Below are 26,552 nucleotides of genomic sequence, written 5' to 3' on the forward strand. Positions count from 1 at the left end.
CTCGGTGCGCCGGCCAATGTGCCGGTGATCGAACTCATGACTTCTCCGAACCCGCACCGGCGGGACGCGAGGCGGCTTGCATGCCGGGGTGGTCCTTGGGGCCGAGCATGAGTGCGAGCCCGAGGCTGTCCAACACGGCCAGCAGCTTGTCCAGTCGAACGGAGCCTTTGCCGTTCTCGAGGCGAGAAAGCAGGTCGACTGAGACGCCACTCAAAGATGCCGCGTCATCGATTCGAAGCGACTGCTCCCGTCGACGTGCGCGAATGGCTGGTCCCACGGCAGCGGAATCGGTGACGCGCAAGAGGGTGGAGGGGGCAGCAGGGTCGGCAGTCATTTCGGAATTTCCGGGATGGCGGCCTTCTGCGCGTGTTCAGATGGCCGATTTCTTGAATTCCGAATTCATGCCGTATCTGCGCTTCTACAACCTGCAATTCATCAAATTCCGAAACTGGCTGACTCTTCGGCACGGTGAGCCCAAGAGCACCTTAAATTCCGAAATGACTTGACGTCGCGCGTCACATCGGGCCACGGCCGATGGCCGTCGGAAGGGTTGATACACTGGCAGCCGTCATGACGCCCTAGGTGCGCTGGTTCTCGCAATCCTCTGGCCGTCACGTCGGGTACTGAGTGCCCATGGCAGCCGTTGGCTGCGCTTGGTTGCGCTGTAAGTGCTTGATTTTGTTGAATGTTGCGCATCGAAAATGTAACGCTGCGCACATGGATGCCGTTCGAGAATCCGCGTGTCGGCGGTTCGATTCCGCCCTTGCCACCGATTGCAGGCCCCTGATTCCCAACAGAGTCAGGGGCTTTTGGCTTCTGTGGTCGCAGGTCCGCCCATGGGCCTGCGACAGCTCCGATTCCCGTGGGTTGATCGATGTACCAAGGACCCAACGTGGCCGCTGCAAACACCCCCTCGCACGATGAACTGCTGGCGCTCGTCGCCAAGAGCCTCTGCACCCGCACGCTGAATGGCTTCGCACAGGAGTCCCGCCTGGACGGCGAAAGCCTGAAGGACGCCGTGGAGCGATATGAGGTCGACTACGCGTGGCATGTGCTGGGATCGGACCGCCTGCGCGATGAGACCATCGGTCTGCTGGAAGGCAAGCTCTCGCACGAGGCAAGCGACGCGCAGAAGGCAAGCGTGGCCGAGGTGCTGAAGGCCGCCGCCGCAGGCCAGGCCGCCGACGCGCTGATGAGTTTTGACAGCGATGTGCCCGAGCAGCTGGCCGCCTTGCTGTACGCCCGGCGAGGGCCTAACGCGGCAGCGGCGGTTGAAGCGCTGAGCTGCTAATCGCTAGACATCGCCAGCCGCCGATACCCGCGCACTTGCCGCTCGTAGGAACTCCCCGGCAATCTGAGCCGCATGGAGCTGATACCTTGAGGCCGGCCTCTCCTGGTCAGGCACATCGAATCACGCCGCGGTTTGACACCCAGGTCGTCATCAGGTGGTGCCGACGTCGGGGCCGTCTTCCGCTGCCCTCGGGTCACTGCGCGCGAGCATGTGCAGGCAGAGCCCCCGCCAGCGGCGGGGCGCCGACCGGTGACATACGCAGTCAGGCCTGACGGCGGTTGTTTCGCACGGCGGTGATCACATGCGGCTGTCGTGCAGCGCGCCGCCGCTGAGGTCGGCCATCTCCGGCTTGATCTCGGCGTAGCGGAGCACGCGGCCGCCCCATTGCTGGACGAACGCCTTGGCACCGGGCTCGTCGGCAAAGCTCGCGGCCGTGGGCCCCATGGAACCATGGCGCTTGCTGCCCAGCACGTAGATGGCCTGGCGCGCGTCTATCCAGTGGCCCACCGGCTTGTCCCAGTCCGCCTTCGCCATGTCCTGCACGTAGGCGGCCAGCAGCGGGCGCACCTGCTCGGGCTTGAGCAGCGTGGACAGCAACTCCATGCTGTCGCAGAACCAGTTCACCTGGGTGTCGCCCTTGTAGATGATCTGGCCCTTGGGGCCGGGGTAGTCCGACAGCAGCATGCCGTCCAGCGAGCAGCTGGACTGGCCGGCGATCTCACGTGGCTTGCCGGCGTCATCGGCAGCCTCCTGGCGGCTGCAGCCCGCCAGGCTCACGGTTGCGATGGCGGCGCAGCCGCACAGCAGGCGACGCCGTGTGAGTCGGGAAGGGGAGGGGGCGTGCAGGGTCATGGTTTGAATCTCCAACCCGCCAGGGCCAGCGGCACCGTGATCCAGGCCAGCATCGCGCCACCCATCAGCCAGGGGTTGCCCAGCGCAGGCGGCACGACGCTGGCAAGGCCGTACAGGCGCGCCATGTCGTCCAGCGAGAACACATTGAGGATGCGGAACACGTCCGCGGGATTGAGCAGCAGCAGGTAGGCGAAGCCGTCGCCCGCGAGCACGCCGCCCAGTTCACCACCGCTGGACACCAGCAGGCCCAGCAGCAGCAGGTCGAACACCAGCACCATCGCGAACCACAGCGCGATGGCCAAACCCGAGGCGCGGGTGCGGTCGCGAGCCACCACGGACAGCAGCAACGCCAGGCTCAGGAAGGCCAGGCCCAGCAGCACCGAGCTGGCGATGAAGCCGCCGTAGTGATACAGCCCCGTCATGCCGAAGCGCTGCCACAGCAGCGCCGCCACCAGCGCGAAGCCGGCCAGCGTGGACAGCGCCAGCGCGGCGGCCAGGCCCAGGTACTTGCCCAGCAGCAGCTCCAGCCGCGTGATGGGCAGGGCCAGCAGCAGGTCCAGCGAGCCGCGTTCGCGTTCACCGACGATGGCATCGAAGCCCAGCAGCAGCGCGATCAGCGGGATCAGGTAGATCACCAGCGACACGAGGCTGGCGATCGTGGCTTCGATGGAGTGCGGCCCGATCTGGCCCTGCGCGGCGCCGCCGAAGTAGGTGATGGCCAGCGAGAACACCGTGAATACCAGCGCCACGGCCAGCACCCAGCGGTTGCGCAGGCGGTCGCTGAACTCCTTGGCCGCCACGGCGGCGATCTGGCGGGGTTGCAGTCCGTCTTTCATGCGGCCTCCCGCAGTTCGAAATAGAGGTCTTCCAGCGTTGGCTCCTGAATGCTCAGGTCGGTCAGCGGCTGCGCCGCCAGGCATTGCAGCAGCGGCATCTTCAGCGCGCGCGGGCAGTCGACGCTGGCCTGCTGCGCACCGTCGCGCTGCCAGCTCACGCCGGGCAGGCCGGCGAGCTGCTGCGGCAGCGCATCGAGCACGGCGACATCGCCGGCCAGGCGCAGCTGCAGCGGGCGGGTGGAGTGCTCGCGCAGCGCATCCACCGTGCCTTGCGCACACAGCCGCCCGCGCGACAGCATGGCCAGCGCGTCGACGCGCTGCTCCAGCTCGGCCAGGATGTGCGAGCTGATGACCAGCGTGACGCCGCGCGCGCGCAGCCGGTACAGCTGGTCGTAAAAATCGCGGATGGCGGCGGGGTCCAGCCCCGTGGTGGGCTCGTCCAGCAGCAGCAGTTGCGGGTCACCGAGCAGGGCCTGCGCGAAGCCAAGGCGTTGGCGCATGCCCTTGGAGTACTCGCGCACCGGCCGGCGGCCGGCGTGGCTCAGGCCCACCTCCTCCAGCAACGGCGCGCATTGCGTCAGCGGCGCGCCCTTGAGGCGGGCGAAGAATCGCAGCGTCTCCAGGCCGTCGAGGTTGTCGTAGAGCACCAGGTTCTCGGGCAGGTAACCCAGGCGGCGGCGCGCCTCGCGGAAGTGGCGACCGCCCACCTGGCAGCCATCCACCCACAGCTGGCCCTGGCTCGGAGCGATCAGCCCCAGCACCAGCTTGAACAGCGTGCTCTTGCCGGAGCCGTTGTGGCCGATCAGGCCCAGCAACTGCCCGCGCGGCACCACGAGGTCCACGCCGTCCAGCGCCTTCAGCAGTGTGCTGCCCCGGCCGTAGTGCTTGGCCACGCCTTGGAGGCGCAGCGCTTGGGTGCCATCAACGGAATTGCTTGTCACGCCATTCGCTCCAGTTCTTGTGTTGCGGCTGCATGGCCGGATGCGCGTCGACCACGCTGGGCACGCGCAGCACCGGGAACTGCTGGCCCAGCAGACGCAGCGCCTGCACGGCCGGGCTGCCCAGCAGCAACTTGACGCTCGGGTAGCGCCATTGCAGGCGGTCCACCAGTTCGTTGGCCTCGTAGGGCACGTCGCCCAGGCCATCGCCGTTGCGGTCCCAGCCGAGGTAGTTGTCCCAGTGGTTGCCCTGGCCGCGCTCGCCGTCGCGTGAGTCGCCCCACCGCTCGTCGCGGGCGCCGATGTAGCGCACCTGCTCGCGGTTGACGATGAAATCGTTGCGCTGCACCACGTTGCGCGTGGACCCGGCCGAGAGGTGCACGCCGACGTGGTTGTCCACCACCAGGTTGCCGCGCAGGGTCGCGTACTCGACGTCGTAGATGAAGAAGCCGCGGTTGTTGCCGGCGACGATGTTGTCCTCGATCACCGAGTCCTGCAGCGTGCGCAGCATGATGCCGAAGTCGCTGTTGCCCCAGGTGCGGTTGCGTCGCACCGTCTGGTTGCGCACCTCCATCAGCGCCAGGCCACCGCGGTTGAGGTAGCTTTCGTTGTCCTCCCACAGGTTGTAGTAGGAGTTCATGTAGTGCGTGCCGTAGCGGCTGTGGTGCAGCTTGTTGGCCCGGAACTCGGCGTGGTGGGAGACGTCCACGTAGAGCGCGTCGCGCACGAAGCTGATGTTGTTGCCGACGATGCGCGCGCCCTGCGTGTTGTAGAGCTGGATGCCGTTGCCGCGCTGCGAAGAGTTGAAGTCGCGCAGGCCCGTGATCAGGTTGTGCTCGACGCGCACGTCGTTGGCCTTCTCTATCCACAGGCCGAAGAGGTTGTAGACGAGGTCGCAGCGCTGCACCACGGCGCGGTGGCTGCCGGGCTGGATGTAGATGCCGGCGTGCTGCGACTTCAGCTCGTGGCCCGAGTCGCGCACGATCAGGCCTTCGATCGTCACGTCGGGGGCGGCCACGCGGATGGTGTCGCCGCGCTGGCCGCCGCTGATGGTGGGCCGGTCGATGCCGCGCAGCGTCAGCGGCTTGTCGACGCGCAGGTTCTCGGCGTAGCTGCCGCGCTCGATCTCCAGCACGTCACCGGCTTCGGCGCGCGCAATCGCGGCCTGGATGGCTTCGCCCGGCTGCACGCGCCAGGTCTTGGCCTCGGCTGCGCTCAGTCCCAGCACCAGCAGGGCGAGGGACAGCGTGCGCAGCAGTGAGTTCGCTCCGGGAGGCTTCATGCCGGCAACCAACCCAGCGACTTGAGGGCGAGGAAGAGCGCGGCACCGATCAGCAAGTTCTTGAAGCCCACGTAGCTGAGCATATCCATCCAGCCGGCGACACGGTACCTGGCCTGCCACCATGGGCCGTCCTTGACATAGCGGCGGCCACTCATGCGGATCAGCACCTCGTAGACGCTCCAGCCGAACCACCAACCGATGATGGCGGCCGAGGACAGCTTGCCCTGCGCGGCCAGCAGCCAGGCCAGGCTCGCGGCCACGGCCAGCGAGATGCCGGCCACCTGCAGCGCGCGCTGGCTCTTCCAGCCCTCGCGGCTCCAGGGCCACAAGTGGTCGCGGATCTCCAGCACCAGCACCTGCCAGGCGGTCGAGGCGCCGCGCTCGGCGTAGGGGTTGGCCGGGTCGGTGGGCATGCGCGGGTCGGGCCCTTGCGCGGCCTTGGGCGAGATGGCGGGCACGGCGTCGATGGGGATGAAGTAGCCGTCGCGGCCGATTGGCGTGATCAGCAGACCGTCGCGTTCGCGGCGCTTGCGCTCTTTGGCCAGCGGCGGGCAGCCCTTCTGGTCCGTGTAGAGCACCATGCAGTCCAGGCAGTGCAGGCATTCGCGGTGGTCGATGCGGCCGGCCGCGTCGATGGCCTGCGCGCCGCAGCCTACGGCGCAGGCCTTGCAGCTGTTGCAGTCCTGCTTGCGCTTCAGGCCGAACCAGCGGAAGGTGCTGGGCATGGCCAGCGAGGCGCCCAGCGGGCACAGGTACTTGCAGTAGGGGCGCTCGATGAAGATGGACAGCCCCAGCAGCGCGGCGACGAACAGTCCGTAAGGCCAGGCGCGGTTGAACACGCCGACGAGGAAGGTGGTCTTGAACGGCTCGACCTCGGCCAGCATCTCGGCACGGCCCATGTCGAACATCGACACGGCCAGCAGGCCGAAGAAGATCGCGTACTTCAGCCACTTGAGCCGGTCGTGCAAGGCCTGGGGCACGGGCTTTTGCCAGCGCTTGAGCCCGAGCTTGCGCGCGATCTTGAAGATCGCCTCCGACAGCGAGCCGAACGGACACATCCAGCCGCAGAACAGGCCGCGGCCGAACAGGAAGACGGTGACGATGATGAAGATCCAGAACACGAAGATGAACGGATCGGTCAGGAACAGCGACCACGTCCACTGGAACAGCAGGCTGTGGAACCAGGTCAGTACCTGCGTGATCGACGGCTGGGCCATCAGCCCGAAGCCGACGAAGACGATCGACAGCGCCCACGCGCTGTACTTGAACGCATTGACCGGCCACTTGTTCTTGTGCGTGGAGCGCCGCGTGAGTCGCTCGCGCAGCGCGTAGACCACGGCCACACCCACCAGCAGCGCGCTGAACAGCGCGATCTTCAGCGCCTGGCTCTTCCAGATGCGCAGCCACGGCGCATCGGGCTCGACGACCCGGGGCCGGCCCCCCTGCAGCAGCGCGTCCGGCAGCCAGAACTTGCTCTCGAAGACGGCGAAGCTGCGATGCCCGGTGGCCTGGTCGACGCGGTTGCCGAGGAAGGCCAGCTTCCAGGGGTAGGCGGCCGAGAAGCTGGGCGAGCGGATGATGAAGATGACCGACTCGGTGTAGGCCGGTGCGCCCTCGGCCTCCAGGCCGTAGAGGTTGATGGCGTCGAGGTCGCGGAAGGTGAAGGCGTCGGCGCCCTGCTTGACCTGCACGCGGTCGTAGATGCCGCCCCGCACGAAGCCAGAGCCCTTGAAGGATTCGGTGCCGGCGCTGCGCACGATGAAGAAGGCCTGCTCGCCGTCATGCAGGCGCGAGCGCAGGCTGGCGTAGCCGCTGTCGCCGAGCAGGCTGCGGCCCAGGTCGGGGTGGTTCAGGTCGCCGAACCACAGCTCGATGAATGGTTCGGCCGAAGGAGCGAGGCCCACCTGCTCGGGCCGCACGCGCAATTGCTGCACGGCGCCCAGGGCCTGCAGTTCGCTCCAGCGGTAGCGGCGCCCGGTTTCCTGCCAACGGGCGCGCTCGCGCACGGTGGGTTCGATGATGCCGACCTGGCGCGCCACCGCGCTGCCCGACAGCTGCATCACTTGGTTCTGCGCCACCACCGTGACGGTGGCGCCGGAGATCGCGTCCACGCCCAGCACGTTTTCGTCCGGGCGCGAGGGGCCGACCTCGATCTGGTCCTTGACCGACTTGCCCAGGTACTGGTCGTTGAACTTGATCAGCGCCGTCTCGGGGATGCCCAGCAGCAAGATGGGCTCGGAGTGCTTGAGCACCTTGACGCCGACATAGCGGCCGGCGGTATCCATGCCGATCAGCGTGACCACCGGTTTGCCCGAGTAGGCGGGCGTGTCGGTGATGTCGGTGGACAGCATCACAAAGCCCAGCAGCGCGGGCTTGGCGCCGGCGGTGGCCGGGCCGTAGGCCTCGACATAGGGCGGCTGGCCCTTGCGCGGCGAAAAGCTGGCGGCGCCTGGAAAGACGTCCTTGCAGGGCAGCAGCGCACACAGATCGGGCGCTGTGGCGAGATCTGGCGGCAGCTGGGCCTCATAGGCCTGATGCCCCGGCGCAGCCTGGGCGCACGCGAGGGTCAGAAAAAAAACCGCGGCCATTGCCCTGAGGCAGGCCGCGGCAAGTCGATGCACTAACGTCATTTCTGTTCTCATCTTCCGCCCGCGCTGGCCGGCTCGAGTGGCGCAGCGCGGGGCGTCGTTCGAGGCCTCAGGCCTCGACGATCATGCGCGTGCGCATCTCAAGGTGCAGCGCGTGGCAGAAGTGCGTGCAGTAGCACCAGTACACGCCCGGCTCGCCGGCGATGAAGGTCACCGACGCCGTCTCCTGCGGGTTGACGATGAAGTTGACGTTGTGGTTCGGGATCGCGAAGCCGTGCGTCAGGTCCTCGATCTTGTCGAGGTTGGTCAGGATCAGCGTGACCTCGTCGCCCTTCTTGACCTTGAACTCGCGCAACGAGAAGGCCGGCGCCTGCGACGTCATCTTCACGGTGACCTTCTTGCCGTTGCGGGTCACGCCGGATTCCTTGGGGTCCTTCACCGCGTTGGGGAAGTCGTCCAGCGAGTAGACCTGCTTGGGCTTGAGGAGGTCGCGCTTGAAGATGATGAAGTCATGCGGCTCGCCGCGCACCGGGTGGTCGGCCAGCAGCACCATCTTCTCGCCCGACATGTCGATGATCTGCTCGTTCTCAGCGTGCAGCGGGCCCACCGGCAGGAAGCGGTCCTTGGAGAACTTGCAGCCCACGGCGAGGTACTTGCCATCGGCGGCGATGGTTTCGGATTGCGAGCCGTTGATGTGGCCCGGCTGGTACTGCACGTCCAGGCGGTCCACCACGTACTTGGCGGTCTTGTCGCCCTTCTGGAAGGCGATGGCCTTGTCGATGTTCCACTTCACCACCTGGCTGTCCAGGAACAGCGTGGTGTAGGCGTTGCCGCGGCCGTCGAAGGCCGTGTGCAAGGGCCCCAGGCCGATCTCGACCTCAGCGACGATGGCATCGTCGACCTTCTCGAACTTGCCGTCGAACCAGTCCAGCACCTTCGCCAGTTCGATGACGGTGGCCGTGGGCGAGAGCTTGCCGGCGCAGATGAAGTACTTCTGGTCGGGGCTGGCGTTGACGCCGTGCGGGTTCTTCGGAACCGAGACGTAGGCGGTCAGTGCGGTCTTGGCGTCCTTGTTGGATTCGCGCGTGCCGTCCACCACCGGCACCTTGGAGCTGCCGATGGTCTTGAACTTGCCGGCCTTGACGGCCTCTTCGATGCGGGCAATGTTGAAGAACAGGCAGGCATCGCGCTCGGCGGACATCATGTCCTCGTAGTGCACGCCCATCTCGGTGTTGTACTGGTTCGTGGCGGCCAGCTTGCCGTCGTACGACGTGGCGGTCAGGTCGCAGTTGCCGTCGATCAGCACCTGCCAGCGCACTTCCATGGTCTCGGCGTCCACGCAGCTGAACAGCGAACGGTACTTGCTGCCGTCCTCGCTGCCCGCGTTGGGCAGCGGCGTGGCGAACTCGCCACCGCAGAACACGCGCGTCGTGTAGTTGATCTTCGGATCGACCGGGTCTCGCTTGTCGGGGAAGATGCCATGGAAGCCCTGCACGTTGGGCAGCTGCGTGATCTTGTCGCAGACAAAGTAGTCCAGGCGGATGCGAGCGATGCGGCTGTTGATCTTGTCGTTGATCCAGGCGTAGCGGCCGTCGTAGTTGCCGTCCTTGTAGGAGGCGTGCGTGTGGTGGGTGTCACCGACCGTGTAGCGCAGCGAGCCATCGGCCTTCGTGCCCATGACCTTCTTGGACTCGTTGGTGATGCCCCAGCCCACCAGGGCGTCGGGCACGAAGCAGGGAATGCGCAGCAGCTCGCGGCCCGACGGCAGGCCCAGCACGCGCATGTCGCCCGTGTGGCCGCCGCTCCAGAGTCCGTAGTAACTGTCCAGCTGACCGGGCTTGAGATGGGTCGCGTTGGCTTCGCCACCGTGCGCTGCGGCTGCGGTGCCGCTGGCGGCAGTGGCCGTGGCGGTGCCATCGCTCTTCTTCTCGGCGCAGGCGGCTGCGCCCAGGGTCAGTCCGGCGATCGCGGCGCTGTTGATGAATCGACGGCGCGCCAGACCCTGGGGTTCGGCGCTGCTGTCCGTCCTGTTCTTATTGTTGTTTTGGTCTTTCATGGTCTTTCCTCTTGGGTTGATCGAGCGGAAGCGGAAATACCCGTGTGCTTTCGGAACACGGGTGAAGTGTTAGGGGAGAGGGTTTGGCGATGGACCCGTCATCGACGTTGACGACAGGTTCTGGGGCTGCAGTGCGATGCACTTCGAGAGCAGGTGCATCGTCGTCACGACGCGCCCGGATCGGCTTGATCTGGATCAGTCGAGGTCGCTGTAGTTGCCCCGCCTAACGAAATTAGCGAACAAGACGACGCGCTTGCGCCGCACAATCCATCTCACCCCATACGAGATGTCAACGCCATGAATCGCCCAACCTATCGTCACGTCTTCCTGTCCTGCATCGCGGCGCTCGCGCTGGTGGCCTGCAGCAAGCAGGAGCCGGCGAGCGCGCCTGCGCAAGCACCAGCCCCCACTCCCGTCGCAGTGGCCGAGCCGGCCGCGGCCGAGAACACCGTCGGCAAGAGCGTGTTCGGCAAGACCTGCGCCATGTGCCACGCGGCTGGCGTGGCAGGAGCCCCCAAGCCCGGCGACAAGGCCGACTGGGGCCCGCGCATCGCCCAGGGCAACGAAGTGCTCTACAAGCATGCGCTGGAAGGCTTCACCGGCGCCAAGGGCATGATGCCGCCGCGCGGCAGCGGCGCTTCGCTGACCGACGACGAGGTCAAGGCCGCGGTCGACTACATGGTGGCGCAGTCGCGCTGAGGCCTCCTTGGTGCCGCTGACTTCGCCGCGTCGCCGCGGCTTCGCACTGGGGGCGCTGGCCTGCGTGCTGCTGCCGCGTGCTGCGCAGGCGCTCGATGCCGGCCGCGCGCCCGTGCAGCGCAGCTCCGCCGCTTTGATGGGCACGCAGGTGGACATCGTTGCCGTGCATGCTGACGCGACGCTGCGAGCGCAGGCCCTGGACGCCGCATGGGCCGAGATGCTTCGCCTGTCGGAAATGATGAGCCGCTACCGCAGCGCCAGCCAGGTCAACCTGCTGGCCAATGCGGCCGGTGGCGCACCGCTGCCGGTGGCGCCGGAGCTGATGGCGGTACTGCAGCAGGCTCAGGGCGTTTCCCGGCGCAGCGGCGGGCGTTTCGACGCGACCGTCGGTGCCTATGCCGACTGGCATTTCGAGCCCGGCCTGCCTGCCCGCGTGCCCGACGCGGCTGCGCTCGCCCGCCAGCATGCGCTGGTGGATGCGCACGGCCTGCAACTGGACCCGTCGCGCGGCACGGCCCGCTTGGCACGTCCCGGCATGCGTCTGGACTTGGGCGGCATCGCCAAGCTGCCCATCCTGCAGGCGGGGCTGCGCACACTGGCGACGCATGGCGTGACGGATGCACTGATCAACGGCGGCGGCGATGTGCTGTGCAGCGGCACGCTGCAGGGGCGCCCATGGCGCATCGGCCTGCGCGACCCGCGGGCGCCGCAGCAACTGCTGGGCGTGCTGGCGCTGCGCGGCGGCGTGGTGGCCGCCTCGGGCGACTATGAACGCGGTTTTGATTACGCGGGGCGCCGCTATCACCACATCCTCGATCCGCGCAACGGCCAGCCCAGCCAGGGCCTGCGTGGCCTGGCCCTGGTGGCGGCCGACGTCGAAGCGGTCAACGGCTGGGGTGCTGCCATGATGGTGGCCGGCCTCACCCAGTCGCAGCGCTGGCTGCGCGAGCAACTGCCCGGGGTCGAAGGCATGCTGGCCGAGCCCGGTCGCGTGTGGCTCTCGACAGGCTTGCAGGGGCGGTTGCTGCCGGCCTAGAAATCTGGCTATTCGCCGAGCGTCAGAGGCCTGTCCCCAGTAGCGTGGGTTGTGCGGTGTCGTTCGGGGCCTGAATGTCGACGTTGCCGGCGACCACCCCGGGGCTACCTGCGCAGTTTGGCCAACGCCTCGATCTCAATCAGCGTGTCGCGCGATGCGAGCGATGCCACGCCGACGCCCGTCAGAGCAGGGCGACTCCTGCCAAAGTGGCGGGCGAAGACGGGCACGAGTTGCGACATGCCGTCGGCCAGTTCGCCGAGGACATAGACCCGCAACTGCAGCACATCCTCGAGCGAGGAGCCGGCCTCGTTCAACACCGTGATCAGGTGTTCCATCACTCCTTCGGCCTGGCCTTCCAGCGTCGCGTGTCTGACCCGCGAATCAACGTCCCAGTCGACTTGACCCGACACGAAGACGAATCCGGACTCAGGGTCCACTCTGGCCTGGGACATGCCGACGGGGGCGCCGTCGTAGAGAGTTGCGGGGTTGACGAGATTCCTGCTCATTTGCCGGTCAATACCGAGTTGCGATCCCGGCAGCTTAGGAGTGGGGTGCGAGGCGCACCACCCCGGCACGCTTGTAGCCGTCACAAGCGGCGTGAACGGTCGGTGGAGAACCGGGTCTGTACGAAGTCCAGGACCCAGCTCAGCAGTGGATCAGACGTGGCAGAGGGATGGCAGGCCGCAACGACTTCAAAGCCAGGCGGGTACTTCTCGAGGGGGACCTCGAAGATCCCCTCGCAAGGCAGCAGTCGCGATGGCACGAAGGCCACCATCTCGGACTGACGCAGGTACTCGAGCGCCATGAAGAACGAGGGCACTGACGCCACAACGTGACGCCGTAGCCCTCGCTGCTCGAACCAGCTTCCAGCGGAGCCTTCGAAGCTTGGCACTGACGGCGACACGACGAGGAAGTCATGCCTGACCAGGGCCTCCAAGGGAAGCGAGCCAAGCCCTTCGGTCATCGGCCGGCCGGCAACGCATACGTACCGCTCCGTGAAGAGCGGAGTCGACAGCAGTCCCTCGGGCACATAGCCGTTCGACGTGAATGCCATGTCGATGTCGCCTTCTTGCATTCGGCGGACCAGGGCTGCGCTCTCGATGTTGGAGACCTTGACCTTGACCCGTGGCGCCACGCGGCGCAGCTCGCGTATCAGATCGCCGACGATGATGCGTTGCGCATGGTCCGTTGCCGAGAAGCTCAAAGTGCGTTCGATCTCTTCCATCGGAATCGACGTCGGCATCGGCATCGCATGCAGCAGGGCGAGCAGTTGGCTGACATGCGGTTGGAGCACCAGGCCATAGACCGTCGGTGCCATGCCGTGGCCGGTGCGCACGAACAGGGGATCCCCAAGAATCTCCCGGGCCCGCTTGAGCTGCAGGCTGACGGCCTGCTGCGAAACGTCCAGCGCCTCGGCGGCCGCAGATACGGTGCCATGCTCGTAGAGCGCGCTGAGCATCCGCAGATGGCTGAGTTCCAGCTTCTCTCTCATGAATAGGGATCTCCGACCCAGTGCCGCGCACGCTGCGGCCCGCCATCAGGACGGAATATTGATTCGGGCGCTGCTGCCCTTGGCGGGCGAGCCTTGATTCTGGCGACGAATATAGCCAGTCAGGGCTGAACCGACGGCGGCGCTATCTGCTTCTTCCTCTTTTCCCCTGGTCGTCTGCCACTTGATGAAGAAGAACGTGCCAATGCCGAATACGAGGGCCTTGAATGTCCCACAGCAGGGATCCATTCCATGATGCTGCGTACTTCCAGGCAGTCGCTTGATACTGTGGCGGGCGCCGAGTCGGCGCTGATCAGCAGCGCAGTCCCTTGCGTTTGCACGCGAGAAGTTTCCCCCGCGATGAAATACCCTGTCCTCCCGTTTGTCGCACGCCCTGACGATCCGTTTGAAGCCGCCTGGGTCGATGCCCTGCGACGTGCCATGCCCGCCGAGACGATTGAGCCCATCGGCCGGTTGGACGAAGCTGCGCTGCAGGCGTGCGAGGTCGCCATCGTCGCGAACCCTCGGCCTGAGGACCTGCGCCGCATGCCGCGGTTGAAATGGGTCCAGAGTGTCTGGGCCGGCGTCGAGCGCATGGTCGCGGACCTTCGAGACACCGACCTGAAGATCGTTCGCCTGGTTGATCCCCAGTTGTCCGACACGATGGCTGAGGCCGTGTTGGCATGGACGCTGTACCTCCACCGGGACATGCCGAAGTACGCGAGCCAGCAACGCCAACGCCAGTGGAAGCCCCTCGAGTACGTTCGCCCGCAGGACAAGACCGTGAGCCTGCTCGGACTGGGGGCACTCGGGGCGGCGGCTGCTGCGCGCCTGCGTGCAAACGCATTCCGTGTTCAGGGGTGGAGCCGCACCTTGCGCACGCTGCCCGGGGTCACTTGCTACGCGGGCGACGATGGCCTCGCCAGGATGCTCGCGGATACAGACATCCTCGTGTGCCTCCTGCCGCTCACCGAGCAGACCCGCGGGTTGCTGAACGACGTCACGTTCAGCCAGTTGGGGCGCCCCGCGTGTCTCATCAACTTTGGCCGGGGCGCCATCGTCGATGACGAGGCGCTGCGGCGGGTGCTCGAGGGCGGCGGACTTCGTCACGCGGTGCTCGATGTTTTCGCCACTGAACCGTTGCCCATGGACAGTTGGCATTGGACGCATCCCGCTGTGACGGTGCTGCCGCATGTTTCGGCCCCCACAGACCAGGCCACGGCATCCGCCATCGTGGCGGCCAACGTCGCTGCGTTCAGGCGAATCGGGGCCATACCTCCTCACGTGGATCGAATTCGAGGCTACTGAACGGAGTCAACTGGCGCGCAAGAGGGGCGTCAGCTTTCTTGGAGCGTACGGACATGGCGAACTTGGCTCGGGGCGGCAACGCCCGGATGAGCTCGAAGTGCCGCGGATGACAGGTTGCCATCGGTCGTCCGATACGGACGAGGCAGCGTCACAGATGCGGCGGTGTGTTGGCCTCTAGCCGTCGTTCGAACTTGTCGATGAAGTCGGGCAGCGAAATACCCAGGGCGCAGACCCATCGACGAAGTTCGAGCACGTCCAAGCGCCGAACGCCCCTTTCAACCCGGCTGACATGCGTCTGCTCCCATTGCAGCTTCTCAGCCAGCTCGACTTGAGTCAGCTTCGCCGCAGCGCGCATCTCAACGAGCAGTTCCCGAAGTAGCAGTTGATCCGAGGTATGGAGGTTCTTTTGCATCGGCCATCACAGAGCGGCCGACACCTTGCTGCACCTGGAAAAATAGACGAAAAACGTCTATTCTTTAGTCCACTCAGGCCACGGCAAACGGTCCGGGTCCGCAATGCGCGTAGGCACGATTCGCCAGTCGGGCGCGTTACCCCAAGCAGGAGTCGTCAATGCCCTATTTCTTCTGGTCCACCGCTCGTTGGTACTCAGGCGCGCTCTGCTGCCGGTACTTGGTCGTCAGGTTCGGCAAGCTCTACATACCGATGCTGAAAGACGGATCCACCGCCGTTTCCGAGTGGCACTGGGCACTCGGCTTCTTTACGGATGGAAGGTTCGAGGTGCTGGGAGCGTGGCAAGACGACGGTGGCGGCACCGCCCAGCGGATAGCCGTGGACCTGTATCAGCGGGGGATCGAGCGCGTCAAGGCGGTTGTTGCGGACGACCATGTCGTCGACGCGCTGACGGGCCTCCGGCCCAAAGTCTGTGGGCGCGCCAGCGCTGAACTCGCAGCCTCCAGCGCCCTCGGGCCTCGCATGCGACGCGTCATCCGATGGGCCGACATCGCGGGTCTGCACTTGCAGGGGCGCATGTCGCGCGTGGCGAAGCTCCAGGCTCCCTTTGCCAATCAGGCTGCGGCCGCTGAGTTCATCGCCCGGGCATTCCAGCGGGCAGACCGCGATCTGCTGCACGACCGACTGGATCGGGCATGTCCGGCGCCATATGGCGCCAGTGCGTCGGCTGCTGCATTGGCCGCGGCCAACTGAGTGCCATGTCGACCCAACTCTTGAAGAACTGGCAGGACGCGCTGGCGCGCGCCCGCGGTGCTTTGCGACGTCGAGGGCGTACCGAGCACGAGGCAGAGGACCTGGTGCAGGAGGCCTGGTTGCGTCTGGCCCGCTACGAGACCGAGAAGCAGCCCGTCGACCGTCCCGCGGCCTTTCTGATACGCACGGCGCTGAACCTCTCTATCGACGAATACCGCACGACCGTGAACCATGGTGAGCAGGTCATGCTGGAGGACGTGGTGTTGATCGACACCGCGCCGTCGGTGGAGGACTCGGTGCTGGCCAGAGAGCGTACTGCTCGCCTGAGCCTGGGGCTGAGTCGTCTGAGCGACAAGACGCGTGACATCTTCCTTGCCCATCGCATTGATGGCTTGCCCTACACCGAGATTGCGCAACGCCATGGCATCAGCGTCAGCACGGTGCACCAGCACATTGCAAAGGCCACATTGCGGCTCACCAGTTGGATGGAAGGCTGGTAGCCGTGTAGCCCACGGAACACGACCGACGAGCCGAGGACGTGCAACTGGCCGGCTAGAACTGGCCGGCCAGGAGCCGGAAACTGCCATGGAGGCGACCGCATGGCGGGGCGGCCTGCGCCGCCCTGCATGGAATTGAAACGAATCGTTAGCTTGCCGCGGGACGGCATGAAACGTCACGGGCGCGCCGGAGATCGTCTGGGACGCGTCGTCGGGGCGGTGGGTGCGATGGCAGGGGGCTGGCCGCACCGATGACGGAAGTGCACCATGGGTCCTCATGAGCGTACTCCCCAGTTCCGCGACGTACTTGCAGCTTGACCTACTGCCCGATGTGATGGAGCAGGAGCCAGCCACCGGTGCGGGGAGTCCTTTGGCAGGCGCCCCCAGAAGCCCGGCGCCTGACCATCCGCACGGGCGAGTGAATCGACCAACGTTCGTTCGGGTGCACCTGCGTGGTCTGCGATCCCGGCTTGACGTGAAGGCGGCGGAGCTCGGAACCACGACCGCGGCGCTGGTTCGGCACGCGGTGGTGATGATGCTCGGTGAGCCTGGCAGCGAATGTCCCGACTTGGCAGGCGTCGAAGTGCCACTCCATGCCCACGTTGCCAGGATCCAGCTGCGACTGACGCCAGAGTACGCAGCGATGCTCGTCGCGCGGGCTCGATCCGCTGGCGTTGCGCGAGGGTGGTACGTCAGCACGCTGCTGGACGGGTTCCCTGCGCCGCCACGCGCCGTCGACCACTCGGCAGCGGTAGCCGCGTTGAGCCTATCCACCGACCGGGTTGCGGCCATGTCGGCAGATCTCAATGCGTTCCTGCGGATGTTGGAGCGCCTACCGGCCGGCGAGCTTGAAGGCTATCGGGCAGGATTGAAGTCGTTGGTTGGGGACCTGAGAGCGCACTTGGTCCAGGCCTCGGCATTGCTTGCAGATCTCACGCCAGCGAGGAGGCCGCGGCAATGAACGGACCGCAGGTTGATGGCGTACTGGTTCAGTGGGGAGAGCGGCTCTTCTATTCCGCCAACCGCATCGTCAGGTCGCCGCCGACTCCCAGGCTGGACACGTTGATGCGACGCAAGGCTGCGGTGATCCGTCAGCGCATCGAAGCGACGGTGCGGCATGCGCCGCAAGTGGTGGTCATGAACGCTGGCGGCGGCCGGGGCATGAAAGCGATCGCTGCGCACTTCCGCTACATCAGCATGAACGGCCGCCTTGTGATTGAAGACGACCGAGGGGTCGAGCGGACCGGCGAGGAAGCGGTGCGCGACCTGCTGGACCAATGGCGCTTTGGCGGTGCGCGCATCGAGGAAGTCGGCCACCGTCGAGAAGCGTTCAATGTCATGCTCTCCATGCCTATCGGAACGAACGCCGAGTTGCTGAAGAAGGCGGTGCGCGAGTTCGCGCAGGTCGAACTGAAGGGCCACCGCTACGTCATGGTCCTGCATGAGCATCAGGCCCATCCACATGTCCACCTGTGCTTCAAGTGCGCTGCAGCGACAGGCGGGCGTCTGTACCCGCACAAGGCGCTGCGTCATCGCTGGCGTGAGACGTTCGCCGAGAAGCTGCGCGGGTTGGGCATCGAGGCGGAAGCCACGCGTCAGGCGGTCCGCGGCGAGCAACGCAGCTCCGAGCCATTGTGGCGAATCAAAACCAGGAAGCAGGGGCTTCTGCGTGTGCAGACCGCTCCGGCCAAGACGGCCTCGCCGGTGCCGCGTGGCGCCACCGACGCGATGATCAGTTGGGCGCACATCTTGGAGGCACTCGCAGCCTCCGGTGACCCCGGAGATCGCGAGCTGGCAAAACGAGTCAGCGGATTTATCCGTGACTCGACCGTGTTCAAGGAATCGGTGCGTCGACGTCCTGGCCGCGAGGCTTCAGTGATCCCGCAGCCAGCGAAGTTGGCGCAACCGGTCGAGCCGCCGAGGAGCATGGACCGCAAGCGGGAGCGCTGAGCCCCGGGGCCGTGCAGCAACGTGGGCGATGCACTCACTTCAATGCGGATCGGCCTCGCCTGGCGGGTGTCCCGCGGCCGGCACGGCTAGCGCTCAGGGGGCGCCTGGGTGAGGCGGCAGCGCACGAGGGCAGCCACGTTCGGCGGACGGGCAACCGTGAGCATCCGGCTTCTGCGGGTTCCAGGGCGGCGCAATGCCGGGGCTGCGGCGGATACCGTTCGCGTCGGCGGTGATCCGATCCTTGCGGACTCTGCGGGCCGGCACCGCACAAGCCCCGGGCACAAGTCATTCACGTGTCGGTGGTGGAAGGCGGGGCTCGAGGTGTCTGAGCCTTGCCGCGACGTCGATCTGGGGACCCTTGAGCTGACGGCTTCGCCGACCGGGCTCGAGAGACTGCACCTCGCGCCATGAGGCTGGGCGAACCGGATCGACCTGCCCTGATGCGACCTATGAGTGCACTGCGACCGCTTCCCAGGGGTGACAAAGCAACCTGTTCACCCCTCTTGCCGCGCTCAGGACACAATACGCCCCATGCGCCGCTGGCTGATCATCGCTTTGCTGTTCGTGCTGCCCCTCCAGTTCGCCTGGGCGGCAGCGGCAGCCTATTGCGGTCACGAAGAGGCCCCGGCGAAGACCCACGTCGGCCACCATACCCACGAGCATCAGGCCGATCCGGGCGACAACGGTGCCGACAAGCATGCCAAGGCCTCCATGGCCAAGGCTGCCAAGCTGGTCGCTGACACCGACTGCGGCTATTGCCATCTGAGCTTCGCCAAGCCGATGCTGCCCTTGCCGCTGCAGCTCGACATCGACGCCGGCTTCTTCCTTCGCGTCGCACCGAACCTGATGTTCGAGTCGAGGGGGCCGGATCACCACGATCGGCCCAAATGGCAGCTCGCCTGATCGGCGAGCGCAGTCCATCCTCCCTCCCTTTTCTCGCGGCCCTAGCCGCGCTGCCCTCGCCGAAACCCTCGCGTTGTCCCTACAACCCTGGAGTTTTCGATGCGCAGAATCCTTGTGCCGCTGGCCTGTGCGGCGCTCATCTCTTCCCTCGCCCGGGCGCAGTCGCCCGTGGCCGTTGTCCCCACCACCCCTCCTCCTGAGGTCGTCGATGCCGCAGCGGCGCCGCTGACGCTGGCCGCTGCCGTCGAGACAGCGCTGCAGCACAACCCGCAGCTGCGTGCCGCCGCCGCGGAACTCGATGCCAGCGACGGCGGCGTGCGCCAGGCCCACCTGTTGCCCAACCCCGTGCTGGGCGTGGAACAGGAGGATCTGCGCTCCGGCGCCGGCACCACGACGGTCCAGCTGAGCCAGACGCTGGAATTGGGGGGCAAGCGTGCGGCGCGCGTCGAGCTCGCGCAGCGTGACAAGGACATCGCCGCGCTCGACCTGGCCGCTCGCCGCTCCGATATCCGGGCCGGCGCCATCCAGGCCTTCTTTGACGCGTTGGCAGCCCAGGAGCGCGTCAAGGTGGCCGAGGAGTCGCTGCGCATCGCCGGCAGTGGCGTCGATGCCGCCGTGCGGCGTGTGACGGCGGGCAAGGTGTCTCCCACCGAGGAGACGCGTGCACGCGTGGCCCACTCGACCGCTCGGATCGAGCTCCGCCAGGCACAGGCTGAACGATCGGCGGCGCTGCGAGCCTTGACAGCCGTCATGGGGGCGCAGGACGGAAGTGTTCAGCGCCTCGATGGCGACGTCGCTGCGCTGCCGCCGGCACCTTCCGCCGTCGACGTCATGGCCCGGCTGCCCGATGCACCCAGCGTGCGCCGTGCGCAGTTGGAAGCGCGTCGTGCCGATGCCGGCTACACGCTGGCCCGAGCGCAGGGTGTGCCCGACGTGACGGTCGGCGTGGGTGCCAAACGCGACCAGCAGGCCGGGCGCACCCAGGCGGTCCTCAGCCTCTCCGTGCCACTGCCCTTCTTTGACCGCAACCAGGGCGGCCAGCTGGAAGCGCTGCGCAAGCGTGACGCCGCCCAGGCCAACGCGCAGGCGCAAGCGCTGCGTCTGCGCTCCGAGGTGCTGCAGATGGCGGACCTGTTGCAGGCGCGCAAGGAAGAGGCCGACCTGCTGCGCCGCGAGGTGCTGCCGGGTGCCCAAAGCGCCTACGAGGCAGCCAGGACCGGCTTCGAGCTGGGCAAGTTCAGCTTCCTGGACGCCCTCGACGCGCAACGCACCCTGGTGCAGGTGCGCGGCCAGTACTACGCCGCCGTGGCCCAGGCCCACCGCATCGCCGCCGAGATCGATCGCCAGCTCGGCGCCCAGAACGACAGCCCCTCGACGGGCACCCAACCTTGAGTTCAACGATGAACAACCCACAGAACACATTCGACCGCTTTCGCCACGCGATGGGCAGGAAGCAACTGATCGCCATCTCCGTGGTGCTGCTGCTCGGTGCCGCCGGCACGGTCTCCATCCTCCGCCTGGGCGGCACGCACGCTGCCGAGGGCGACGACCATGGCCATGAGGAGGCCAAGGGTCACAGCGATGGCGAGCACCATGAAGACGAGGGCAAGGGCGACGCCGACGCGCATGCCGACGAAGGTGCCGTCACGATGACGGCGACACAGATCAAGGCGGCCGGCATCACGGTCGAGAGCGCCGGGCCGGCCGACATCCGCACGACGCTGCAGCTGCCCGGCGAGATCGCCTTCAATGAAGACCGGACCGCGCACGTCGTGCCACGCGTCAGTGGCATCGTTGAAGCCGTGCCGGTGGCGCTGGGTCAGCAAGTCAGCAAGGGGCAGGTGCTGGCCGTCATCAGCAGCACCGGCGTGTCGGACCATCGTGCAGACCTGCAGTCTGCGCAGAAGCGGCTGCAACTTGCCCGCACGACCTATGAGCGCGAGAAGCAGCTTTTCGAGCAGCGCATCTCGCCGCAGCAGGACATGCAGCAGGCCGAGCAGGCCATGCGGGAGGCCGAGATCGGCGTCGCCAATGCGCGGCAGAAGCTGCTGGCGCTCGGCATCTCTGCGGAGTCGTCGTCGCTGAACCGTTTCGAGCTGCGCGCACCGTTCAACGGCGTCATTGTGGAAAAGCACATCACGCTGGGTGAACAGGTGCGCGAGGACGCCGCCGTGTTCACGGTGTCGGACCTGAAGTCGGTGTGGGCGACCATCAATGTGCCGGCGCGTGAGCTGCCTCGTGTCCGCGTGGGTGAGCGCGTCCTGATCAAGTCGACGGCCTTTGAGCAGAGTGCCGTTGGCAAGGTCGCCTACGTGGGGGCGCTTATCGGCGAGCAGACGCGCACCGCGCAGGCACGCGTGACGCTGGACAACCCGAACGGGGCATGGCGCCCGGGGCTGTTCGTCAACGTGGAGGTGGCGGCTGACGAGGCCAAGGTGCCGGTGACGGTGGCCGCGGACGCGGTGCAGACCCTGGAGGGCAAGGCCGTCGTCTTCGTGCGCACGGACCATGGCTTCGCGGCCACGCCCGTTGAGGTGGGCCGCAGCGACGGCAAGCGCGTCGAGGTGAGGTCTGGCCTGCCCGCGGGAACACCGTACGCGGCCACGGGCAGCTTTGTCATCAAGTCCGAGGCGGGCAAGGCCTCGGCCACCCACGCGCATTGACGGGAGCGGCGCATGTTTGAACGCATCATCCGCTTCGCCATCGAGCACCGATGGCTGGTGCTGCTGGCCGTGCTGGGCATGGCTGCGCTGGGGGTCTTCAGCTATCAGAAGCTGCCGATCGACGCCGTGCCGGACATCACCAACGTCCAGGTCCAGATCAACACCAAGGCGCCGGGCTACTCGCCGCTCGAAACCGAGCAGCGCGTGACCTATCCCATCGAGACCGTGATGGCTGGACTGCCCGGCCTGGAGCAAACGCGCTCGCTGTCACGCTACGGGCTATCGCAGGTCACGGTCATCTTCAAGGACGGCACGGACATCTACTTCGCGCGTCAGCTCGTCAACGAGCGCATCCAGGGGGCGCGCGGCCAGTTGCCGGCCGGTGTCGAACCGAACATCGGTCCGATCTCGACCGGACTGGGCGAGATTTACCTGTGGACCGTCGAGTCCAAGCCCGGCGCGACGAAGCCCGACGGCACGCCCTACACCGCGACCGACCTGCGCGAGATCCAGGACTGGGTCATCAAGCCGCAGCTGCGCAACGTGGCGGGTGTGACGGAGATCAACTCCATCGGTGGCTACGCCAAGGAGTACCACGTCACGCCCGAGCCCGACCGGCTCGCGTCCTACGGCATCACGCTGGCCGACGTGGTGAATGCGCTGGAGCGCAACAACGCCAATGTCGGTGCCGGCTACATCGAGCGGCGCGGCGAGCAGTACCTCATCCGCGCGCCGGGCCAGGTGCGCTCGACGGCCGACATCGGCAACGTCGTCCTGCGCAACGAAGGCAGCGTGCCGGTTCGCATCCGCGACGTGGCGAACGTCGAGGTCGGTCGTGAGCTGCGTTCAGGCGCCGCGACGGACAACGGCAAGGAGGTCGTGCTGGGCACCGTCTTCATGCTGATCGGCGAGAACAGCCGCACCGTCTCGCAGGCCGTCGACAAGAAGATGGCAGAGATCAACCGCAATCTGCCGCAAGGCGTGCATGCGGTGACGGTCTACGACCGCACGACCCTGGTCGACAAGGCCATCAGCACCGTCAAGAAGAACCTGCTGGAAGGCGCGGTACTGGTCATCGTCATCCTGTTCCTGTTCCTCGGCAACATCCGTGCGGCGGTGTTGACGGCGATGGTGATTCCGCTGTCGATGCTGTTCACCTTCACGGGCATGGTGCAGCAAAAGGTCAGTGCCAATCTGATGAGCCTGGGCGCGCTGGACTTCGGCATCATCATCGACGGGGCGGTCGTCATCGTCGAGAACTGCGTGCGGCGCCTGGCCCATGCGCAGGCCCACAAGGGCCGACCGCTGACGCAGGCCGAGCGCTTCCATGAGGTGTTCCTCGCCTCGCAGGAGGCGCGCCGGCCGCTGCTGTTTGGTCAGCTGATTATCATGATCGTGTACCTGCCGATCTTTGCGCTGGCGGGTGTGGAAGGCACGATGTTCCACCCGATGGCGTTCACGGTCGTCATCGCGCTGGTCGGCGCCATGATCCTGTCGATCACCTTCGTGCCGGCAGCAGTCGCGCTGTTCATCGGCAACAAGGTCTCCGAGAAGGAGAACGTCCTGATGGGGTGGGCGCGTCGCGCCTACGAGCCGGCGCTCCAGCGCGTGATGGACAACAAGCCGCTCGTCATCACCACCGCGGTGGTGACGGTGTTCCTGTCGGGGCTTCTCGCCACGCGCATGGGCAGCGAGTTCGTTCCCAGCCTGAACGAAGGTGACTTCGCCGTCCAGGCGTTGCGCATTCCCGGCACCAGCTTGTCGCAGTCGGTGGCGATGCAGCAGCAGCTGGAAGCGACGCTGAAGGCCAAGTTCCCCGAGATCGAACGCATCTTCGCCCGCACCGGCACGGCAGAGATCGCGGCCGACCCGATGCCTCCCAACATCTCGGATGCCTATGTGATGCTCAAGCCGCCGTCGGCGTGGCCTGAACCGCGTCGGACGCGGGATGAGCTGATCGCAGCGGTGAAGGCGGAAGTCGAGAAGCTGCCGGGCCAGAACTACGAGTTTTCGCAGCCCATCCAGCTTCGCTTCAACGAGCTGATCTCCGGCGTGCGCTCGGACGTCGCGGTCAAGGTCTTCGGGGACGACATGGAGGTGCTGGAGAGCGCCGCCCAGCGGATCTCGGCCGTGTTGACGGGCGTCGCGGGGGCGGCGGAAGTCAACATCGAGCAGACCACCGGCCTGCCCATGCTGAGCGTGCAGATCGATCGGGAGAAGACGGCCCGCTACGGGCTGAACGTGCAGGACGTTCAGGACACGCTGGCGGCCGCCGTGGGCGGCCGCGAGGCCGGCACGATGTTCGAGGGGGACCGCCGCTTCGGCATCCTGGTGAGGGCGCCCGAGTCGGTGCGCTCGGACCTGGAGGCCATCAAGCGCCTGCCCCTGCCCCTGCCGTCCAGCGGCAACGGCGCCAGGCGCTTCATCCCGATGAGCGAAGTGGCCGACCTGTCGCTGGCGCCGGGGCCCAACCAGGTCAGCCGCGAAGACGGCAAGCGTCGCGTCGTTGTCAGCGCCAACGTGCGCGAGCGCGACATCGGCTCCTTCGTGGCGGAGGCGGAGGCAGCCATCCAGCAGCAGGTCAAGCTGCCGACGGGCTACTGGATGACCTGGGGCGGCCAGTTCGAGAACCTGCAGTCCGCCACGCAGCGGCTGAAGATCGTCGTGCCGGTGTCGCTGCTGCTGGTGTTCACGCTGCTGTTCGTCATGTTCGGCAATGCCAAGGACGGCCTGCTGGTGTTCACCGGCATCCCGTTCGCGCTGACGGGCGGCATCGTGGCGCTGTGGCTGCGTGACATCCCGTTGTCCATCTCTGCCGCCGTCGGCTTCATCGCGCTGTCGGGCGTGGCTGTGCTGAACGGGTTGGTGATGATTTCCTTCATTCGCAGCCTGCGGGAGTCGGGCAAGGCGCTGGACGAGGCGATCTTCGAGGGCGCCGTCACGCGGCTGCGGCCGGTGTTGATGACGGCTCTCGTCGCATCGCTCGGCTTCGTGCCGATGGCGATCGCGACCGGCACCGGCGCGGAAGTCCAACGCCCGCTGGCGACCGTGGTCATCGGCGGCATCCTGTCGTCGACGGCGCTGACGCTGCTGGTGCTTCCGGTGCTGTATCGGCTGGCGCATTGGCGTGACGAGCGGGAAGCGGGGGCGTGAAGCCGCCGGTTGTCAGGGCGCGACGGGCTGACCGCGGGATGCCCGTGGTCAGCCCCGCGGGAAAGCGCGGAGGGCGACTGCCGGGGCGTGCCGCGTCACCGACGGTCTTAAGTCCCCTTTAAGTCTCCGGGACCCACACTGGCCGGCTTTCCCGCTGCGTCCGTGTCCCGGTGATCCCAACTGTTGCGCTCCCCCTCCTTCCAGTCCCCCCGGACGCAGCCCGCCCACGGCGGGCTGTCCGTGAGGTGCGGGCCCTCGATCTCGCGGGACCGTGGGGAGCGAACGGGTGAGTACAACGTCGCGACCGTCCCTGTCCGGCACGCTCCGCGGCGACGCATGGGTGGCTGCCGTGGCGCTCATCGCGTTGATGGCCTGGGAGGCGTCCGGGCTGGACCTGCCGCTCGCACGCCTGTACGGCTCAGCGGCGGGATTTGCGTGGCGCGATCAATGGGTAACGGCACGCCTGCTCCACGACGGCGTGCGGGTCGTCGGCTGGTTGTTCCTCGCCCTCTTGGCGCTCAGCGTCTGGCGGCCGCGGCTGTTGGTGCCCGAGTTGCCGCGGCGCGAGCGGCTGCTGTGGATCGGGACGACCCTGCTTTGCATCGCCCTCATCGCATTGATCAAGCGGTCGAGCGCCACGAGCTGTCCCTGGTCGCTGGCCGAGTTCGGCGGTGGGGCAGGGCGGTACGTGCCGCACTGGTTGCTGGGCATCCGTGACGGCGGGCCGGGCGGCTGCTTCCCTTCCGGCCACGCCTCGACAGCCTTCTCGCTGCTGCCGGGATGGTTTGCGCTTCGCGCCCATGCGCCCCGGGCGGCGCGCGCGTTCCTTGCGATCGTGCTCGTCGTGGGATTCGCGCTGGGCTGGGTGCAGATGATGCGGGGCGCCCATTACCTGAGCCATTCGTTGTGGACCGCATGGATCTGTCTGGCCGTCAGCGGATTGACTTGGCATGGCGTGCGCGCGGGCAGCGGCATGGCGCAGCCAGGGCTCTCGAGGTCGCTGCCCTGACACCTGGCATCTCCTGACCCGGGACCGCGGTCACCATCTGGAGCGAAGATCGGCCCTGGCTCATGCGCCCCCAAGGCGAACCTCCAGGACCCATGCGACTGCTGCTGATCGAGGACGACACGATGATTGGCCGTGCCGTGCGGGAAGGCCTTCTCCAGGCCGGTTTCGCCGTGGACTGGGTCATGGACGGGCGGGCCGCAGAGCTTTCCCTGTCCAGCGGCGTGTACGACCTGGCCGTGCTGGACCTGGGCCTGCCGCGCGGCGACGGCATGACGCTGCTGAAGCGCTTGCGCGCCGGCGGCAGCGCCTTGCCGGTCCTGATCGCATCGGCGCGGGACACCGTCCGTGACCGCATCGCCGGGCTGGAAGCCGGCGCCGATGACTATGTGCTCAAACCGTTCGACCTCGACGAGCTGGTGGCCCGCGTGCGTGCGCTGCTGCGCCGTCACGCCGGCAGCGGCAACCCGAAGCTTCAGCAGGGCGAACTGGTGCTCGATCCGGTGAGTCGCCGGGTGACCAAGTCGGGCGAGCCGGTGGAGCTGTCGGCCCGGGAGTTCGCCGTGCTGGAGGCCTTGATGCGAAAGCCCGGCGCCGTGCTGTCCCGTGAACGCCTGGAAGAAGCGGTGTATGGCTGGGGACAGGAAGTGGCCAGCAACGCCATCGAGGTGCATCTGCACAACCTGCGCCGCAAGCTGGGCAGCGCGGCCATCCGGAACGTGCGTGGCGTGGGCTACCGCATGGCCAGCGACTGATGCGCTCCATCGAGCGCGCGCTGCTCGCGTGGATCACGGGGGCGTTTGTGCTGGGCACGGCGCTCGTCGCGGTGGTCGCCTACGCC

At 66.8% G+C, this 26,552-nt stretch carries 24 protein-coding genes; 13 read left to right on the plus strand and 11 right to left on the minus strand.

Features of this window, described 5'->3' with window-relative positions; genetic code table 11:
- Positions 1 to 34: 34 nt before the first annotated feature.
- Positions 35 to 334 carry a helix-turn-helix domain-containing protein gene (locus tag VGF12_RS13970; protein ID WP_331176644.1) on the minus strand — a complete coding sequence of 100 codons (300 nt, stop codon included), beginning with the start codon at positions 332 to 334 and terminating at the stop codon, positions 35 to 37.
- A gap of 558 nt (positions 335 to 892) precedes the next feature.
- Between VGF12_RS13970 and VGF12_RS13975 the strand changes: the two genes are divergently transcribed.
- A complete protein-coding gene (locus VGF12_RS13975; protein WP_331176645.1) occupies positions 893 to 1,291 on the plus strand; it encodes a hypothetical protein in 399 nt (132 codons plus the stop codon).
- Positions 1,292 to 1,588: 297 nt separating this feature from the next.
- On the opposite strand, the gene VGF12_RS13980 is transcribed toward VGF12_RS13975, so the two are convergent.
- From VGF12_RS13980 to nosZ, 6 genes are all read right to left on the minus strand, one after another.
- Positions 1,589 to 2,143, minus strand: coding sequence for a nitrous oxide reductase accessory protein NosL (locus tag VGF12_RS13980; protein WP_331176646.1), 555 nt, complete (start codon positions 2,141 to 2,143; stop codon positions 1,589 to 1,591).
- Positions 2,140 to 2,979: an ABC transporter permease gene (locus VGF12_RS13985; RefSeq protein WP_331176647.1), complete on the minus strand. Its 840-nt coding sequence runs from the start codon at positions 2,977 to 2,979 to the stop codon at positions 2,140 to 2,142. The genes VGF12_RS13980 and VGF12_RS13985 overlap by 4 nt, the downstream gene beginning before the upstream one ends.
- Entirely contained in the window at positions 2,976 to 3,920 is a 945-nt protein-coding gene (locus VGF12_RS13990) for an ABC transporter ATP-binding protein (protein ID WP_331176648.1), read from the minus strand. The genes VGF12_RS13985 and VGF12_RS13990 overlap by 4 nt, the downstream gene beginning before the upstream one ends.
- Positions 3,901 to 5,199, minus strand: coding sequence for a nitrous oxide reductase family maturation protein NosD (locus tag VGF12_RS13995; RefSeq protein WP_331176649.1), 1,299 nt, complete (start codon positions 5,197 to 5,199; stop codon positions 3,901 to 3,903). Before VGF12_RS13995 ends, VGF12_RS13990 begins: the two co-directional genes overlap by 20 nt.
- Positions 5,196 to 7,787 (minus strand): 4Fe-4S binding protein, encoded by a 2,592-nt coding sequence (locus tag VGF12_RS14000; RefSeq protein ID WP_331176650.1) that lies wholly within the window; start codon positions 7,785 to 7,787, stop codon positions 5,196 to 5,198. The genes VGF12_RS13995 and VGF12_RS14000 overlap by 4 nt, the downstream gene beginning before the upstream one ends.
- A 109-nt stretch (positions 7,788 to 7,896) precedes the next feature.
- A complete protein-coding gene (gene nosZ / locus VGF12_RS14005; protein WP_331176651.1) occupies positions 7,897 to 9,843 on the minus strand; it encodes a TAT-dependent nitrous-oxide reductase in 1,947 nt (648 codons plus the stop codon).
- Positions 9,844 to 10,140: 297 nt separating this feature from the next.
- Between nosZ and VGF12_RS14010 the strand changes: the two genes are divergently transcribed.
- Together VGF12_RS14010 and VGF12_RS14015 are read left to right on the plus strand one after the other, a co-directional pair.
- Entirely contained in the window at positions 10,141 to 10,542 is a 402-nt protein-coding gene (locus tag VGF12_RS14010) for a c-type cytochrome (RefSeq protein WP_331176652.1), read from the plus strand.
- 10 nt (positions 10,543 to 10,552) lie between these two features.
- On the plus strand, positions 10,553 to 11,578 hold the full coding sequence (locus tag VGF12_RS14015; RefSeq protein ID WP_331176653.1) for an FAD:protein FMN transferase: 1,026 nt from the start codon (positions 10,553 to 10,555) through the stop codon (positions 11,576 to 11,578).
- 104 nt (positions 11,579 to 11,682) lie between these two features.
- Here the strand turns inward: VGF12_RS14015 and VGF12_RS14020 are convergent, their stop codons facing one another.
- The 3 genes from VGF12_RS14020 to VGF12_RS14030 all read right to left on the minus strand — a co-directional run bounded on the left by VGF12_RS14020 (position 11,683) and on the right by VGF12_RS14030 (position 13,316).
- Positions 11,683 to 12,084, minus strand: a complete 402-nt coding sequence (locus VGF12_RS14020; RefSeq protein WP_331176654.1) for a RidA family protein — start codon at positions 12,082 to 12,084, stop codon at positions 11,683 to 11,685.
- A gap of 80 nt (positions 12,085 to 12,164) precedes the next feature.
- Entirely contained in the window at positions 12,165 to 13,070 is a 906-nt protein-coding gene (locus tag VGF12_RS14025) for a LysR family transcriptional regulator (protein ID WP_331176655.1), read from the minus strand.
- Between the two features lie 45 nt (positions 13,071 to 13,115).
- On the minus strand, positions 13,116 to 13,316 hold the full coding sequence (locus tag VGF12_RS14030) for a hypothetical protein (RefSeq protein WP_331176656.1): 201 nt from the start codon (positions 13,314 to 13,316) through the stop codon (positions 13,116 to 13,118).
- A gap of 111 nt (positions 13,317 to 13,427) precedes the next feature.
- Between VGF12_RS14030 and VGF12_RS14035 the strand changes: the two genes are divergently transcribed.
- Positions 13,428 to 14,375 carry a glyoxylate/hydroxypyruvate reductase A gene (locus tag VGF12_RS14035; protein WP_331176657.1) on the plus strand — a complete coding sequence of 316 codons (948 nt, stop codon included), beginning with the start codon at positions 13,428 to 13,430 and terminating at the stop codon, positions 14,373 to 14,375.
- Between the two features lie 148 nt (positions 14,376 to 14,523).
- Here the strand turns inward: VGF12_RS14035 and VGF12_RS14040 are convergent, their stop codons facing one another.
- Positions 14,524 to 14,787 (minus strand): helix-turn-helix transcriptional regulator, encoded by a 264-nt coding sequence (locus VGF12_RS14040; RefSeq protein ID WP_331176658.1) that lies wholly within the window; start codon positions 14,785 to 14,787, stop codon positions 14,524 to 14,526.
- A gap of 158 nt (positions 14,788 to 14,945) precedes the next feature.
- Here VGF12_RS14040 and VGF12_RS14045 point away from each other — a divergent pair, with 158 nt between their 5' ends.
- The 9 genes from VGF12_RS14045 to VGF12_RS14085 all read left to right on the plus strand — a co-directional run bounded on the left by VGF12_RS14045 (position 14,946) and on the right by VGF12_RS14085 (position 26,466).
- Positions 14,946 to 15,539, plus strand: coding sequence for a transposase (locus tag VGF12_RS14045; RefSeq protein WP_331176659.1), 594 nt, complete (start codon positions 14,946 to 14,948; stop codon positions 15,537 to 15,539).
- Positions 15,540 to 15,544: 5 nt separating this feature from the next.
- Entirely contained in the window at positions 15,545 to 16,039 is a 495-nt protein-coding gene (locus VGF12_RS14050; protein ID WP_331176660.1) for an RNA polymerase sigma factor, read from the plus strand.
- A 954-nt stretch (positions 16,040 to 16,993) separates the two neighbouring features.
- Positions 16,994 to 17,986, plus strand: a complete 993-nt coding sequence (locus tag VGF12_RS14055; protein WP_331176661.1) for a relaxase/mobilization nuclease domain-containing protein — start codon at positions 16,994 to 16,996, stop codon at positions 17,984 to 17,986.
- A 531-nt stretch (positions 17,987 to 18,517) separates the two neighbouring features.
- Positions 18,518 to 18,889 carry a cation efflux protein, CzcI family gene (gene czcI, locus VGF12_RS14060; protein WP_331176662.1) on the plus strand — a complete coding sequence of 124 codons (372 nt, stop codon included), beginning with the start codon at positions 18,518 to 18,520 and terminating at the stop codon, positions 18,887 to 18,889.
- Positions 18,890 to 18,988: 99 nt separating this feature from the next.
- Positions 18,989 to 20,281 (plus strand): TolC family protein, encoded by a 1,293-nt coding sequence (locus VGF12_RS14065; protein ID WP_331176663.1) that lies wholly within the window; start codon positions 18,989 to 18,991, stop codon positions 20,279 to 20,281.
- Positions 20,282 to 20,289: 8 nt separating this feature from the next.
- Positions 20,290 to 21,552, plus strand: a complete 1,263-nt coding sequence (locus tag VGF12_RS14070) for an efflux RND transporter periplasmic adaptor subunit (protein WP_331176664.1) — start codon at positions 20,290 to 20,292, stop codon at positions 21,550 to 21,552.
- 12 nt (positions 21,553 to 21,564) lie between these two features.
- Positions 21,565 to 24,705 (plus strand): CusA/CzcA family heavy metal efflux RND transporter, encoded by a 3,141-nt coding sequence (locus VGF12_RS14075; RefSeq protein ID WP_331176665.1) that lies wholly within the window; start codon positions 21,565 to 21,567, stop codon positions 24,703 to 24,705.
- A gap of 349 nt (positions 24,706 to 25,054) precedes the next feature.
- Positions 25,055 to 25,714 carry a phosphatase PAP2 family protein gene (locus VGF12_RS14080; RefSeq protein ID WP_331176666.1) on the plus strand — a complete coding sequence of 220 codons (660 nt, stop codon included), beginning with the start codon at positions 25,055 to 25,057 and terminating at the stop codon, positions 25,712 to 25,714.
- Between the two features lie 92 nt (positions 25,715 to 25,806).
- A complete protein-coding gene (locus tag VGF12_RS14085) occupies positions 25,807 to 26,466 on the plus strand; it encodes a response regulator (protein WP_331176667.1) in 660 nt (219 codons plus the stop codon).
- Positions 26,467 to 26,552 lie beyond the last annotated feature (86 nt).

Source organism: Roseateles sp. (genome assembly GCF_036404855.1).
GTDB lineage: Bacteria > Pseudomonadota > Gammaproteobacteria > Burkholderiales > Burkholderiaceae_C > Pelomonas.